Source organism: Streptomyces maremycinicus, assembly GCF_001184025.1.
Classification (GTDB): domain Bacteria; phylum Actinomycetota; class Actinomycetes; order Streptomycetales; family Streptomycetaceae; genus Streptomyces; species Streptomyces maremycinicus.
Genome location: NZ_BBYG01000008.1, coordinates 376,312 through 390,247 on the forward strand (window position 1 = coordinate 376,312; position 13,936 = coordinate 390,247).

13 protein-coding genes are annotated in these 13,936 nt (G+C 72.3%); 5 read left to right on the plus strand and 8 right to left on the minus strand.

Annotation, left to right across the window (positions count from 1 at the left end; all coding sequences use genetic code 11):
• Positions 1-36: 36 nt before the first annotated feature.
• Positions 37-654: a hypothetical protein gene (locus tag AOQ37_RS01845; protein ID WP_234436763.1), complete on the minus strand. Its 618-nt coding sequence runs from the start codon at positions 652-654 to the stop codon at positions 37-39.
• Positions 655-1,443: 789 nt separating this feature from the next.
• Positions 1,444-1,725, minus strand: a complete 282-nt coding sequence (locus tag AOQ37_RS01850; protein WP_062640420.1) for a chorismate mutase — start codon at positions 1,723-1,725, stop codon at positions 1,444-1,446.
• 344 nt (positions 1,726-2,069) lie between these two features.
• On the opposite strand from AOQ37_RS01850, the gene guaA reads away from it, so the two are divergent.
• Positions 2,070-3,650, plus strand: a complete 1,581-nt coding sequence (guaA, locus tag AOQ37_RS01855; protein WP_062640421.1) for a glutamine-hydrolyzing GMP synthase — start codon at positions 2,070-2,072, stop codon at positions 3,648-3,650.
• A 25-nt stretch (positions 3,651-3,675) separates the two neighbouring features.
• Here the strand turns inward: guaA and AOQ37_RS01860 are convergent, their stop codons facing one another.
• Positions 3,676-4,149: a pyridoxamine 5'-phosphate oxidase family protein gene (locus AOQ37_RS01860; RefSeq protein WP_062640423.1), complete on the minus strand. Its 474-nt coding sequence runs from the start codon at positions 4,147-4,149 to the stop codon at positions 3,676-3,678.
• Positions 4,150-4,288: 139 nt separating this feature from the next.
• Positions 4,289-4,915 carry a hypothetical protein gene (locus AOQ37_RS01865; RefSeq protein WP_062640425.1) on the minus strand — a complete coding sequence of 209 codons (627 nt, stop codon included), beginning with the start codon at positions 4,913-4,915 and terminating at the stop codon, positions 4,289-4,291.
• Between the two features lie 110 nt (positions 4,916-5,025).
• On the opposite strand from AOQ37_RS01865, the gene AOQ37_RS01870 reads away from it, so the two are divergent.
• On the plus strand, positions 5,026-5,820 hold the full coding sequence (locus tag AOQ37_RS01870) for a class II aldolase/adducin family protein (RefSeq protein ID WP_062640427.1): 795 nt from the start codon (positions 5,026-5,028) through the stop codon (positions 5,818-5,820).
• 7 nt (positions 5,821-5,827) lie between these two features.
• Here AOQ37_RS01870 and AOQ37_RS01875 read toward each other — a convergent pair whose 3' ends face one another.
• Complete coding sequence (locus AOQ37_RS01875) at positions 5,828-6,763, minus strand: LysR family transcriptional regulator (RefSeq protein ID WP_062641364.1); 936 nt, start codon at positions 6,761-6,763, stop codon at positions 5,828-5,830.
• 178 nt (positions 6,764-6,941) lie between these two features.
• On the opposite strand from AOQ37_RS01875, the gene AOQ37_RS01880 reads away from it, so the two are divergent.
• A complete protein-coding gene (locus tag AOQ37_RS01880; protein ID WP_078889933.1) occupies positions 6,942-8,294 on the plus strand; it encodes an MFS transporter in 1,353 nt (450 codons plus the stop codon).
• Between the two features lie 162 nt (positions 8,295-8,456).
• Here the strand turns inward: AOQ37_RS01880 and AOQ37_RS01885 are convergent, their stop codons facing one another.
• Positions 8,457-9,380 carry a DUF4429 domain-containing protein gene (locus AOQ37_RS01885; protein ID WP_062640428.1) on the minus strand — a complete coding sequence of 308 codons (924 nt, stop codon included), beginning with the start codon at positions 9,378-9,380 and terminating at the stop codon, positions 8,457-8,459.
• A 201-nt stretch (positions 9,381-9,581) separates the two neighbouring features.
• Here AOQ37_RS01885 and AOQ37_RS01890 point away from each other — a divergent pair, with 201 nt between their 5' ends.
• Complete coding sequence (locus tag AOQ37_RS01890) at positions 9,582-10,871, plus strand: hypothetical protein (RefSeq protein ID WP_078889934.1); 1,290 nt, start codon at positions 9,582-9,584, stop codon at positions 10,869-10,871.
• Positions 10,872-11,164: 293 nt separating this feature from the next.
• A complete protein-coding gene (locus tag AOQ37_RS01895) occupies positions 11,165-11,701 on the plus strand; it encodes a DoxX family protein (protein ID WP_078889935.1) in 537 nt (178 codons plus the stop codon).
• Between the two features lie 190 nt (positions 11,702-11,891).
• Here the strand turns inward: AOQ37_RS01895 and AOQ37_RS01900 are convergent, their stop codons facing one another.
• Positions 11,892-12,137, minus strand: coding sequence for a hypothetical protein (locus AOQ37_RS01900; protein WP_062640434.1), 246 nt, complete (start codon positions 12,135-12,137; stop codon positions 11,892-11,894).
• A complete protein-coding gene (locus AOQ37_RS01905; RefSeq protein ID WP_199824913.1) occupies positions 12,124-13,812 on the minus strand; it encodes a PspC domain-containing protein in 1,689 nt (562 codons plus the stop codon). The genes AOQ37_RS01900 and AOQ37_RS01905 overlap by 14 nt, the downstream gene beginning before the upstream one ends.
• Positions 13,813-13,936 lie beyond the last annotated feature (124 nt).

A 13,936-nucleotide genomic window follows, 5' to 3' on the forward strand; every position in this document is an offset into this window, starting at 1 on the left:
AGATTCCCCCTGGTCGGATCTCACTAGGTCGCGATCTCAGTAGGTCGCGTTGATGTTTTCCTTGTTGTTGGCGCCGAGCCGGTAGACGTCGTTGTAGGACATGCAGCCGAGGCGGTCGTCGTACAGACCGAGCCGGGGGCTGGCTTCGGGGCCGTGCGTCAGGCCGACGGCGTGCCCGGTCTCATGGCACGCGTCCGACTTGTTGACGGAGCCGATACCCGTGTGGTCCTTGTTGAAGACGATGTAGTGCTGGTCGCACTTCTTCGTGCTGGAGGCGTCGTCGCACCAGGTGATGCCGATCTTGCCGCGCGACAGGGTCTTCGCCTTGTAGACGACGTCCGTCTCGGCGCTGCCCCGGTAGACGCCGGAGGACTGGATCTTCACCACGAGGTCGGTCGGCCCGAAGTAGTCCCTGGCCGCCCGGGAAATGGTGCTCTTCTCGGCCGAGGACAGGCTGCCCTCCCGGTAGATGGTGAGGGTCTTGTTGTCCGTCTGGCAGAACCCGTCGCCCATCTCGCCGTCGACGCAGGTGTGGAAGTAGTTCCCGGTCGGATACATGTTGTCGGTCAGTGCGGCCTGGACGATGGTGGTGCCCGCGGCCAGGGCTGCCGTCGCCACCCCGATGACGAACACACTCCTGCGTTTGATCGCCACTGGCGATCCCCCCTGTCTGTCCGCCTCCTGTGTGCCTCCTCGGAATTTCCGGTGAGCGTGGGGCGGCTGGGGGTGATCTAACGGGAACAAGCACTGGCCAAAAGTTGACCGAGCGTTGATTGGCCGGAAGCGATCAGTAAGAGGCCGAATGTGTGTATAGCGTGAAAGGCCGGTGAAAGCATTCGGAAATCATTTGCCTTTCCCGCCTGCCTCCCATAGAAGGCCGCGTCCGGTCGCGTCACGGCGCGCGTTCGTGCGGGGGCATGACGAAGGGCCCCGCGGGACGGATCCGCGGGGCCCTTCTTTATCGTCAGCACCGGCGTCAGGGCAGCGCCGGTGCCTGGGAGCGGCGCCGGGGGGTCGCGCCGCTGGCCTGGACCTCTGGCAGTGCGGACAGCACGCCGAAAGCGGTTGTCCGGAGGGGGACTTGGGCCTGTTCGGGGCTTATTACGCATCGTGCTGGATGAGCGCGGCGCCCGCAACCGTTTGACCCAGCCCTTGTGCATTTTTGCATTTTTCGCCGGTCGGCTCGGCCCCGGGCGTCCCCGGGGCCGGCCGTTCTCTGGGGTGACCGGGCTGCTGTCCCCTGCCGTCCGGTCACTTGTCCGGAGCGAGGTCCCACGGCGCACGGCACGATCCGTACGCCTCATCGCTCCAGCGAGCCACGCGTGGTTATTCCGGGCCCGCCCCTGGCTGGAACGGACACCAGGACCAACGAAGCCGTCCGTCGGGCGGTCACGCGCCCGTACGGGTGAGAAGGGGGCCGACGGGCCGAACCGGCGTCCGAGCTCAGACCCGGCCCCGGCACAGTTCGAGCAGCGTCATCGCCAGCGACGTACCGGGCCTGCCGAGGGCGTCCCGGTAGTGGCCGAGGACCTCCATCTCGCGGGAGAGGTTCACGCGCCGGCCGCCGGAGGTGATCCGTGCCTCCTGGATGACGGCGGAGACGGCCATCCGTTCCTGGATCAGGCCGATGATCCGGTCGTCGAGCGCGTCGATGCGCTCACGCGCGCCGGTGATCACGTCGGCGGCCTCGGGGGTGCGGGCGCCGGTCACGTCGATGGTGGTCATGGGGGCTCCTGTGATGGGTACGGGTGCCCCGGAGCGGCAGGACCCGGGTGGAACGACAGGCGCCCCGGGCCTTGTCGGCCCGGGGCGCCTGGGAAGTCGCTCGTCAGTTGCTCAAGCAGCACGACCATGGCAGCCGGTGGGCCGGTTGCCATAGGTAAAGACGAAGGTCGCGTGCGTGAACATGGCGCCAGTATGCAGGGTCGCCGGGGAAGGTCCAAGGCGGTTCCCGGGGCGGTTCGCATGATGAGACGCCGGGGGGTGGCTCCGCCGCCGGGACCGGTCCCACGTCCACCTCGGTAGAATCGGGTCACACAGAGACCCCGCCCCACCGCCGGAAGGCCCCCGTGTCATCAGCGACTCCTACTGCCGCCGCCCCCGACACCGTCCTGGTCGTCGACTTCGGCGCGCAGTACGCCCAGCTCATCGCCCGCCGAGTCCGCGAGGCGCGGGTCTACAGCGAGATCGTGCCGAGCACCATGCCCGTCCAGGAGATGCTCGCCAAGAACCCGGCGGCGATCATCCTCTCCGGCGGCCCCTCGTCCGTGTACGAGGAGGGTGCCCCCCGCCTCGACCGCGAGATCTTCGAGGCCGGCGTCCCCGTCTTCGGCATGTGCTACGGCTTCCAGCTGATGGCGCAGACCCTCGGTGGCACGGTCGACAACACCGGCGCCCGGGAGTACGGCCGCACCGAGCTGCACGTCTCCCGCTCGGCCTCCACCCTCTTCGAGGGCACCCCGGACGAGCAGGCCGTGTGGATGTCGCACGGTGACGCCTGTTCCGCCGCCCCCGAGGGCTTCGTCGTCAGCGCCTCCACGGACGTCGTCCCGGTCGCCGCCTTCGAGAACGACGAGAAGAAGCTGTACGGCGTCCAGTACCACCCCGAGGTCATGCACTCCACGCACGGCCAGCAGGTGCTGGAGCACTTCCTGTACCGCGGGGCGGGCCTCACCCCGGACTGGACCACCGGCAACGTCATCGACGAGCAGGTCGCGGCCATCCGTGAGCAGGTCGGCGACAAGCGCGCCATCTGCGGACTCTCCGGCGGTGTGGACTCGGCGGTCGCCGCGGCCCTCGTCCAGAAGGCCATCGGCTCCCAGCTGACCTGCGTGTACGTCGACCACGGTCTGATGCGCAAGGGCGAGACCGAGCAGGTCGAGAAGGACTTCGTGGCCGCGACCGGCGTCCAGCTGAAGGTCGTGGACGCGGAGGAGCGCTTCCTCACCGCCCTCAAGGGCGTCTCGGACCCCGAGGAGAAGCGGAAGATCATCGGCCGCGAGTTCATCCGGGTCTTCGAGCAGGCCCAGGCGGAGATCATCGCGGACGCGGGTCCGGCCGTGGAGTTCCTGGTCCAGGGCACGCTGTACCCGGACGTCGTCGAGTCCGGCGGCGGCACCGGCACCGCGAACATCAAGTCCCACCACAACGTGGGCGGCCTGCCGGAGGACCTCGAGTTCCAGCTGATCGAGCCGCTGCGCAAGCTGTTCAAGGACGAGGTCCGCATGGTCGGCCAGGAGCTCGGCCTGCCGGAGGAGATCGTCCAGCGCCAGCCGTTCCCGGGCCCCGGCCTCGGTATCCGGATCGTCGGCGAGGTCACCAAGGACCGTCTGGACCTGCTCCGCGACGCCGACGCGATCGCCCGCGAGGAGCTGACGGCCGCCGGTCTCGACCGTGAGATCTGGCAGTGCCCGGTGGTCCTTCTCGCGGACGTCCGCAGCGTCGGCGTGCAGGGTGACGGCCGCACCTACGGCCACCCGATCGTCCTGCGCCCGGTCTCCTCCGAGGACGCGATGACGGCGGACTGGTCGCGCCTCCCGTACGACGTCCTGGCGAAGATCTCCACCCGGATCACCAACGAGGTGCGCGACGTCAACCGTGTCGTCGTCGACGTGACCTCGAAGCCGCCGGGCACCATCGAGTGGGAGTAGTCCTCCCGGTGCCGGTCCCGGCCGGTCAGGTCCGTCTGAGCGTGCGCACCGGCGCTCCGGGCTGCCAGACCTGGGCGACCAGATAGGTGTCGTCCTCGACGAAGGTCCGTACGACCTCCGTCAGCTCGGTGCGGAAGAGGTGGAACGGCTGCGGCGGTTCCACCTCTTTCACGTACGCCGCCCGCGCCTCCCCGTCCTCCACCTCGACCGCCCGGCCCGCGATCCGTACGTCGCCCCCGCCCATGCCGGTGCCCTCGCCGGGGTTGGCCTGGAGGCAGAAGCGCGCGTCACGGCGCAGGTCGAGGGCCTTGAGCGAGCCCGGCATCATGCCGAGCCACACCTCACCGCCGAGGAAACGGACCTCGATGCCGGTGGTGCGGGGGGAACCGTCCTTGCGGAGCGTGGCGAGGACGTGGTGCGTGAAGGCTCCGAAACGTTCCTCGGTGAGCCGCGCGAGCGCGGGTTCGGCTGCGGCGAAGGCCGCCCAGTTCGCTGTCATACGGCGAGTCTGGCGCCGATACCCGACATCCGCTGTCCGGTATACCCGGCCGTGGGCCGGAACCGTGGGTCAGGACCGTGGATTCCGCTGTCCGGCATACCCCGGCCGTGGGTCAGGACCGCGGGTCAGGACCGCGGGGTCACCAGCCCTGCGGCACCGGCCGGACGTACCGCTCCAGCCCCGCCGCGTCCCGCACCGGCGTGCAGCCGGCCGCCAGGAGCCGCTGGGCCAGCTTCGCGCGCCGGGCGGTGTTGACCTTGAGGGCGCCCACCATGAACAGCGGCATCAGCACGGCGAGCGGGAGCAGGACGGCGTACTTGCCGGTCAGCACGGCCATCAGCAGGAACAGCGCCGCCGATCCCCAGCCGATGCCCAGCAGCTGCTTGCGGTTGGCGGCCGCGCCGAGGGCGTCGTGGCGGATGAGGGCGACGATCACGTCGACGTCCGCCTGCACCTCGGGGACCGGCGTCAGCGAGCCCAGGTACATGCCCGGCACCGGGCGGCCGGGGCCCGGGTCGGGGAAGGCCGCGAAGTTCGCCGCGGCCCGCTGCCGCGCCCAGGGGCCCGGGTCGCGCACCAGCTGGACGTGCATGATCCGGTGCTTGCCGACCAGCCGCACGCTGTCGTACCGGAAGCCGTAGCACTCGGCGAGGTAGACCAGCGCGCCGAACGTCTCCAGCTCCGCGAAGGGGTGGACGAGCTCGATGGCGTCACGCGTCGTGATCTGACGCATGAGGGCGGTGACGTGGCGGTCGGCGAGGCTCAAGGTGTGCTCCGAAGGTGACGGAAATCGTCATCTTTACATAACGGCTCTGCCCTTTTGCGCTGACCGACGGTAACTTCCGCGTCGTAAAGCAACCCAGTGCTGGAGGACCGATGCACGGGCCCACGCCGCCTGCCCCCCTGCCCACCGACCGGCTCCAGTTCGCGATGCCGCCGATGCACGACTCGGTGGAGGACGAGCGCCGACACCGCAAGGAACGGCTGGCGGGCGCGGTGCGCATCTTCGGGCGTCTCGGCTTCGAGGACGGCGTCTCGGGACACATCACCGCACGCGACCCGGAGTTCGACGACTGCTTCTGGGTCAACCCGTTCGGAATGCCCTTCAAGCACATCACCGTCAGCGACCTGGTGCTGGCCAACGCCGAAGGACAGGTGATCGAGGGCCGCTACCACGTCAACCAGGCCGCCTTCACCGTGCACGCCCAGGTCCACGCGGCCCGCCCGGACGTCGTCGCGGTCGCCCACTGTCACTCGGTGCACGGCCGCGCCCTCGCCGCGCTCGGCGAGCTGCTCGACCCGATCACCCAGGAGAGCTGCGCCTTCTACGAGGACCACGCGCTCTACGACGCCTATACCGGTGTGGCCGTCGACGCGGGCGAGGGACGGCGTATCGCGTCCGCGCTCGGCTCCCGCAAGGCGCTGGTGCTGCGCAACCACGGGCTGCTGACGGTCGGCGACTCGGTGGACGCGGCCGCCTGGTGGTTCCTGTCGATGGAACGCTCCAGCCAGGTCCAGCTGACCGCGCGGGCGGCGGGCCGGCCCGTCCTGATCGACCACCGGGCGGCGGTCGCGACCCGGGAACAGCTCGGCGGCGACCTCGTCGCGTGGATCAACTACCAGCCGCTGTGGCAGGACATCAGCCGGAGCGAGCCGGACCTGCTGAGCTGAGCGGGATTCAGTGCGGGAGCACCCAGTCCGGCGTCCAGGTGCCGGGGACGTCGTGGCCGGGCGTCGTGGCGGCGAGGTGGGCACGGAGGGTGGCCAGCGCCGGGTGGGGGTTGTCGCGGTGCCACAGGAGCGAGTGCGGGTAGACGGGCGTCGGGTCGGTCACCGGGATGCGGCGCAGGCCGTGGCCGGCGGGCCAGATCAGGCGGGTCTGCCCGCCCATGAAGGTGGCCAGCGCCGGGGTGTCGGCGATGGTGTCGAGGAGGGCGTCGGAGCCGAAGTTGGGGCCGGTCGCCTCGATCGTCAGACCGAACTCGGCGACGAGGTCGTCGTAGTAGGCCGCCCACTCGGTACCGGGGACGATGCCGGGCATCCAGATCCGGTGTCCGGCGAGCCGGGCCACGGGAACCGACCGGGCACCCGCCAGCGCGTGGGCGGGGCCGGTGAGCAGTTCGAGCGACTCGTCCAGCACCCGGAGGGAGGCGATGTCCTCCGGTAGCGGCCGGCCGGGCACGGCGACCGCACGGAAGGACGCGTCGATCGCACCGGACCGGATGGCGGCGACCGCCGTCTCGATGTCGAACAGCGTCATCACGTCGAGCTCGATGTCGGGATGCGTGCGATGGAAGCCGCGCATCAGGCCCGACGCCGCGCTGCGCGAGGTGAGCACGTCGACGCGCAGCGGACGGCGGCCGGTGCGCACGGACGCCACCGCGCGCTCGGCGACCCGCAGCAGTTCCCGCGCGTGGGGCAGGAACGCCTGCCCGTCGATGGTGAGCTCGGCACCGCGCGCGGTGCGGGTGAACAGCCGCACGCCGAGCTTGCGCTCCAGCACGGCGATCCGCTTGGAGACCGCCTGCTGGGTGACCGTCAGCTCGGCGGCGGCCTCCTGGAACCGTCCGGCGTCGGCGGCGGCGACGAAGGTCCGCACGGTATCGAGGTCCAGGCCGATGTCCATGCCGACCAGCCTAGGGTCACAACCGATGGTTGTGGGTTGGTGGCCTTGCGGTTGTTTGATCCCCACGTCGAAAGCCCGCTTTGATGCATCCGATCGCGCATCGGTTGTGCGGCCGGGTGTCGCGCGGTCGGGCGCCGTGCGGACGGGTGACGAGGGGGCGGCGGGCATGAGGAAGAGGTACCAGCGGACATCTCGGCTCGGGCCTCGGCTCGGACAGCGGCTCGGGCGTCGGCTCGGACACCGGCTCGGACGTCCGTCGGGGCGGCGGCCGGGACGTCAGCCGGGACGTCGGCTGGGGCGGCCGTTCGGGTGGCTCTGGGGAGCGTACGGGACCAGCGCGCTCGGCACCTGGCTGGCCTTCGGCGCGTTCCCGCTGATCGCCATCCAGGTGCTGCACGCCGGACCGGCCGAGGTCGCCGCGCTCTCCTCCGTGGGAGCCGCGGTGGGCGCGGTGGTGGCGCTGCCGCTCGGCCCGTGGGTGGAGTTCCGCCGCAAGCGGCCCGTGCTGATCGCCACGGACCTGGTGCGGTGCGCGGCACTGCTGACGGTCCCCGCCGCGTTCGCGCTCGACGCGCTCACCTTCCTCCAGCTCCTGCTGGTCTCGATCGTCGTCGCCGCGGCCGACATCACCTTCCGCGCCGCCTCCGGCGCGTACCTGAAGACGCTGCTGCCGGCCGAGGACCTGCTCGTCGCCAACGCCCGGTTCGAGTCCACGGCCTGGACGACCACGATCATCGGACCGCCGCTGGGCGGCGCGGCGAGCGGTCTGCTCGGCCCGGTGGCGACCGTGGTGGCCGACGCGGTCAGCTACCTGCTCTCGGCCCTCGGCATCCGCGCCATGGGCGGCCACGAGCCGCCGCCCGAACGCCGGGAGGCCGCCCGCCCGCGGGCCCGGGACCTGCTCGACGGCTGGCGGTACATCCTCGCCGACGCGACACTGCGACCGCTGTTCCACAACACCGCCCTGTTCAACGGCCTGGTGATGGCGACCCAGCCGCTGCTCGCCGTCCTGATGCTCGGCAGGCTCGGCTTCGCGCCCTGGCAGTACGGCCTCGCCTTCGCCGCGCCCTCGATCGCCGGACTGCTCGGTTCGCGGCTGGCCCGACCGCTCGTCACCCGGTTCGGGCAGCACCCGGTCCTCGTCGTGTCCGGGGCGCTGCGCGCGATCTGGCCGGTCGGCCTGGCGTTCCTCGGGCCGGGCGTCGGCGGGCTGCTGCTGGTGACCGGCGTCGAGTTCGGACTCATTCTCTGCTGCGGGGTCTTCAACCCGGTCTGCGCCGCCTACCGCCTCGAACGCACCCCGACCGGCCGGGTCACCCGCACCCTGACCGCCTGGACGGTGACGACCAAGGCCACGACCGCTCTCCTGACGGCTCTGTGGGGCGTGCTGGGCGGCCTGCTCGGCCTCCGTACCGCCATCGGCCTGGCCGGGGTGCTCCTGCTGGCGACCCCCCTGCTGCTTCCGTGGCCCGACCGCGCGCCACGGCACGAGCCCGCCCCGGCCCGCAGCCGCACCTGACCGGCCCACACCTGACCCGCAGCCGCACTTGACCCGCCCACAGCCGGCCCGCAGCCGCACCTGACCCACACACACCTGACCCACACACACCTGACCCGCACACACCTGACCCGCAGCCACCCCACTCCGCCCCCGCACCTTCCGGGACCGGCCGGGCGCGCCCTAGAAACCGCGCAGGACGACCGCCTTCGTCCGGGCGAACTCCTCGTCCGTGAGCACCCCGTCCCGGTGCAGCTCGCCCAACTCGCGCAGGCGGCGCAGCAGTACGTCGTGGTGGTCGGCCGGGGGCGGGACGGCCGCCGCGGGCCCGCGCCCGCGGGCCACGTCCCCGTACTCGCGCTCCTGCCCGCCGTCGCCCTCGCCCCGCGTACCCGTACGGGCGGAGGGGTGCGGGAGCCGCGCGGTCACCGCGGTCGCGACCAGGGCCGTCAGCAGGTCGCGGCTCACGTTCCCCCACAGGTCCAGGGCGTACGGGTCCTTCTCGGCCGGGAGCTTCGAGAACACCGTCTCCCGGGTCACGAACCGCAGGAAGCCGTCCTCGTAGCCGGAGTTGGGCAGCCATTCGACCCGTACGACATCGCCGACGTTGATCACGCGCGGGCCCGTCGCCCGCTTCACCCGGTCCGAGGTGTCCGCCCAGTCGATGCGCACCTGGGTGCCGTCGAAGGAGACGGTGCCGTCGGAGGAACGCACGGAGACCGGGACCGGCGGACCCGGCAGGAGGTAGGCCTTGGTCGGTTCGCCCGGGATCTGGTCGAGCAGCAGCGCGTGCCGGATCTCCTCGGCGAGGTACTCGGCGATCCCGGAGCGGTCCACGTCCACGACGAGCCGGTACGGATCGGCCGGGTCCGGCAGCCGGCCGCCGGTCGCGTGCAGCAGCGGGTCGGCCCCCTCGCGCAGCCGCATCCGCAGCCGCCCTCGCTTGCGTTCGGGCTCGTAGACGACCCCGGCGACCGCTTCCAGCGGCACGGTGATCTCCCCGTACGTCTGCCGGAACAACGGTACGGAGCGGTGGAGTCCGGGGGTGATCCTGACCGATGTGCCGTCGAAGGCCCAGGTCCCGTCACGCTGGATGATCTCGGCCATACGGAAATTCTCGCAGCCGGGTCAACACGGCCCGGCCCGCTTCACCCGCGCTGACCAGACCTGCCGGGAACCAGGGGTGTGCCGTAGGGCACAATTCGCTGTCATTGCGGGGGAGTTGTTCACAGTGCGGCGGCCGGGATCCGGACAGGGTCCCCAGAGGGTCGCCATCCGATCGGGTCGTGGGGAAGGCGGGCGTCGGACATGGCGGTGCAGGAGGCGAGACAGGGCACGGAGTCGAGCAGGGGGCCCGGCGTCCACGAAGGCGGCTGTACCTGCGGGGACTGCCCGCACGGGGCCCGCGCGGGACACCGTCGTGCGGTGGCCGAGTTCCTGGTGCAGCGCGACGGGTTCGCGGCCGGGCACGGTCTGCCGGCCGCTGTCGCCCACTCCGTCTCCGCCTCCCGCCAATGGGTCTCCGAGGAGCTCACCCAGTCCGCGGAGCTCGTCGCCGAACGCGGCCGCGCCGAGGGCGACGCCTGGCTGTCCCGGCTGTGGCTCCGCACCGCGGTCACCGTATGGGTGTCGGTCGTGGCCCTGCTGCTGGTGCAGTCGCTGACCGCCATCGGCGCGGGCTGGACCGACGCCCGCACCGCCGGGCTCCTCGCCGCCCTGGTCGTCGCCGGCGCGCTGACCGCCGCCTCCTGGTTCCACCGGGCGCGCGGCGGGGCGCTCGCCCCCGTGATCGGCGAGGACAACCGCCTCTCCACCTCCCGTGCGGTCGCCGTCGCCTGGGTGCTGCTGGTGGCCTACGCGGTGCTGGTCCTGGTGGGCCGGCTCGCCGCCGCCTCCGGCCACGCCGAACGCGACGCCCTGCTCGCCGGGCTCGACCTCGCCCGCGGCGCCGGTGTGGTGACCGTCCTCGCCGTCGTCTGCGGGATCGCCGTGCTGGTGCGCCGGGTGGTCGGCCTGCGCGTCCTCGGCCAGCGGCTCCAGAAGGTCCGCGCCGACCGCCCCCGGGCCGCCGACCTGCTGACCGACGACGCCGGCCGCGGCACCTTCGCCGACATCCAGTACGTCGTGATCGGCGCCGTCGCCCTCGTGTTCGCCGCGGTCCGGCTGGCCCGCCGCCCCGACCAGCTGCCCGACCTGCCCTGGGGCCTGGCGGTGGTGGTCCTGGTCTCGGCCGCGACCTACCTGGCCGGCAAGTACGCGGAGGGCGGACGCCCCGTCATCCTCTCCGTCGTCCGCTCCCGCGAGGCCGGCGACCTCGACGCCCCGATCCGCACCGGCGACGACATCGAGATCCGCGGCGCCGGATTCGTCCCGCCCGGCGCCCAGACCGCCGACCGGCTCTCCCGCATGGTCGTCCGCATCGGCCCGGTCCATGTCCATGTCCCCCTCGTGCCGGTCACCGGCGGTTTCAGCAACCCCACCGACGCGGTCCTCACCGTCCCCGTCCCGGCGGACGTGGAACCGGGCCGGGTGGACGTACAGGTCGTCACGGCCGCGGGCGCGGAGACGAACCGGTACGCGATCGACGTCACGGACTGAACCGGCGGGCGACGACGGGCCGAGACGGTGGGCGACGACGGGCCGAGACGGTGGGCCGACGGGTGGGCCGACGGGTGGGCCGAGACGGTGGGCCGACGGGTGGGCCGAAGCGGTGGGCCGACGGCCAGGTCGAGGGCCGGGCCGTTGGGCGGCCGTTGGGCCGGAGTGAATTGATCGGGCGAAGTGAACCACCGGTTCCGAGAGCTCGCGCAAACAGTTGAGCGCACCCCCCATTTCGTACGTATGGTCTGTTGAGGGGTCCCACCACTCCGGGCGAGAGGCGGCTACGGGCGATGACTCACGGCATGCGGACGGATACCTATCCCCCCTATCTGGACGGCGGCGGCCGCGACTGGAGGGACACCGCCACCCGGTACGCCCTCCTTCCCCTGCGCATCTTCCTCGGCGTCACCTTCATCTACGCCGGTCTCGACAAGCTCACCGACGGCGCCTTCCTGAAGGACAGCGGCGCCGGCTCGATCGGCGACACCATGCGGGCCGTCCGTGACTCCTCGGCCATCCCGGCCCTGGTCGACATGGCGCTGAAGAGCCCCGTCGGCTTCGGCTACGCGATGGCCTTCGGTGAACTCGCCGTCGGCATCGGCACCCTGCTGGGTGTCCTCACCCGGCTCGCCGCGCTCGGCGGCGCGCTGATCTCGCTCAGCCTGTGGCTGACCGTGAGCTGGGCCTCGGACCCGTACTACTACGGCAACGACCTCGCCTACCTGATGGCCTGGCTGCCCCTGGTCCTCGCCGGTGCCCCCGTCCTCTCCCTGGACGCCGCCTGGCGCTCCAGGCGACGACAACGAGCGGGCACCCGAGCCGCCTAGCGCCCACGCCCGACGGCCCTCACCTGCCACCTGACCGTGAGGTCGAGCCATCTCCGGCCGGACGATGGCTGCCGGTCGGGCGGCTCCACCGGTAGTGGTGGCTGCCGGGTCGGCGGTCGGTCGGCAGGGCGGCCGGGGGCGATCGGCCGGGGCGGCCGGGGCAGAGGCAGCCGGGCAGCCGTGCCGTCGGTCAGGCGGTCGGGTCCGGGCCGGGGCCGGCCGGGGTGGTCCGGCGGGACCGGACCCGGCGTCTGCGTATGCTTCCCGCCACCGCGCCGGTCGCGCCCGCCAGGCAGAGGCCGGCCGAGACCACCGGGATCACCACGAACCACGGCGTCTCCCAGAGACCGCCCGCGTCACCCGCGTAGATGACGCCCGCGAGGGTGAAGAAGGCACCGGCGACCAGCCTGCCCGGCCGGAACTCATGACGCAGCACGGGCCACCTCCGCCTGTCCCACTCCGACCTGGAGGTCCAGGTCGATGGTCCCGCCGTCCTTGCCGCCCGAGACCGGCGACAGGGTCACCTCCTTGTGCTTGCCCGGCTGCACATCCACATCCTTCTCGTCGTCGCCCGGCAGCTGGATGTCCCCCAGCCCCACGTCGATCCTCACCTTCACGGTCACGTCCGGCGGGACGATCACCCGGAGCCGACCCGCCCCCACCTCCGCGTTGGTGCTCACCGTCTGCCCCTTCGCGAGTTCCAGCCGGGACAGGTCCAGGGTGCCGTCCCCGGTGCCCAGGTCGTAGTCCGGCCGTACGTCCGCCACCGCCGCCGGCTGCCACACCGTGTCGATCCAGCGCGTCCCGATGTCCTTGGGCAGGACGGCCGTACCGGCCAGCAAGCCCGCCGTGACGATCGCCAGGAACACCGACCCCGCGCCGGTCCGCCCCAGGAACGAGCTGACCGCGATGCCCACGCCGAGCACGATCAGCGCCGCCGCGAGCCCCGCCTGGAGGCTGGTGCCGAGCGGATGGTCGTCCCAGGTCAGCCGGGTGACGAGGCCGGCCGCGGCCGCGGCGAGCAGGAAGAGCCAGCCGCCGATCCAGCGCGGGCCGCGCGGCCCGGCGTACGGCTTGTGCGGGGCCCGTATGTCCTCGGGACGGCGCGTGTGGCCGGCGAGGTCGACGTCGATGGTCGCCGTGAAGTCCCGGGCGCGGGCGTCCCACGGGCCCCACAGATAGCCCGTGCCGCCGTCGTGCGTCCCGTCCTTGACGATGGGGTCGCGCCACCAGGAGGGGTAGGCGGAGGGGACGGGCGGCGCCTGGGCCTCCGGCGGGGCGTCGGCCACGGCCTGCGCGGCCAACGGGTCGGAGTCCGAGGAGTCCCGGTGCCGTGACCAGTAGCCGGCGCCCGCGAGGAGGAAGGAGACGACGACGGCGAAGGCCAGCACGCTGCCGTTGTTCAGCATCGACAGGAACACCCCGCAGCCGACCAGCGCGAACAGCACGGCCGCGAGGGCCTGGCCGTCCACCCGGCCGGTCAGCAGCTTGCGCACCTCGTTCTGTTCGTCGTCGGAGTAGGGGACGAAGAGCCAGGCGAACCCGTAGAAGATGAGCCCGATGCCGCCGGTCGCGGAGAGCACGGCGAGCGTGATCCGGAAGATCACCGGGTCCATGTCGCACTGCCGCCCGAGGCCCGCGCACACCCCGGCGAGCACCTTGTGCTCGCGGTCCCGCCGGAGCCTGGGCAAAAGCCCGGCGGTCTCGGTCCCTCGCGGCGCCTGCGGCCCTCCGGGCCCCTGGCTTCCGCCCGGCCCCTGGCCCGCACCCGGCCCCCGGCCCGATGCCGCGTCCTCGGCTCCTGACCCGCCGCCGGTTCCCGTGCCGGTGCGGGCCGCCGCCGCGGCGGCGGTCGCGGCCTCGGTGGCCGCCTCGACCGCCGTCCTGCCGTCCGCGTCCGGGCCCGCCCCCGCCGACGGGCCGCGCCCCGAGACCCGTCCCTCTCCTTCCCCTCCTTCCCCTCCTTCTCCTTGTTCTCCGTGCGCGCCCGCCCGCTCGTGCGCGCGCGGTCCCTCACCCGCGGCGCCCCGGGCGCCGGAGGACGGGGCGGCCGCGTCGGACGCGGTGCCCCCGTCAGGCACGGCGTCCGCGGCGTGCTGGTGATCTGTCATGAGTCCATGGTGGCGGGCGAGCCGCCCTCGCGGCAGTCGGAATGACCCTGGTCGGACCCTGATATCGGCCCTGATCCGGGGCGGGGAGGCGTTCGACGGGCGAGGAACCGGGAGATCAGGGGCG

Excerpts from the sequence above, each read along its gene's own strand:
- AOQ37_RS01860 (WP_062640423.1), bottom strand. The coding sequence starts at position 4,149 with ATGACAGCGAACTGGGCGGCCTTCGCCGCAGCCGAACCCGCGCTCGCG.
- AOQ37_RS01885 (WP_062640428.1), bottom strand. The coding sequence starts at position 9,380 with ATGGCCGAGATCATCCAGCGTGACGGGACCTGGGCCTTCGACGGCACA.
- AOQ37_RS01880 (WP_078889933.1), top strand. The coding sequence starts at position 6,942 with ATGAGGAAGAGGTACCAGCGGACATCTCGGCTCGGGCCTCGGCTCGGA.
- AOQ37_RS01890 (WP_078889934.1), top strand. The coding sequence starts at position 9,582 with ATGGCGGTGCAGGAGGCGAGACAGGGCACGGAGTCGAGCAGGGGGCCC.
- AOQ37_RS01905 (WP_199824913.1), bottom strand. The coding sequence starts at position 13,812 with ATGACAGATCACCAGCACGCCGCGGACGCCGTGCCTGACGGGGGCACC.
- AOQ37_RS01850 (WP_062640420.1), bottom strand. The coding sequence starts at position 1,725 with ATGACCACCATCGACGTGACCGGCGCCCGCACCCCCGAGGCCGCCGAC.
- AOQ37_RS01870 (WP_062640427.1), top strand. The coding sequence starts at position 5,026 with ATGCACGGGCCCACGCCGCCTGCCCCCCTGCCCACCGACCGGCTCCAG.
- AOQ37_RS01895 (WP_078889935.1), top strand. The coding sequence starts at position 11,165 with ATGACTCACGGCATGCGGACGGATACCTATCCCCCCTATCTGGACGGC.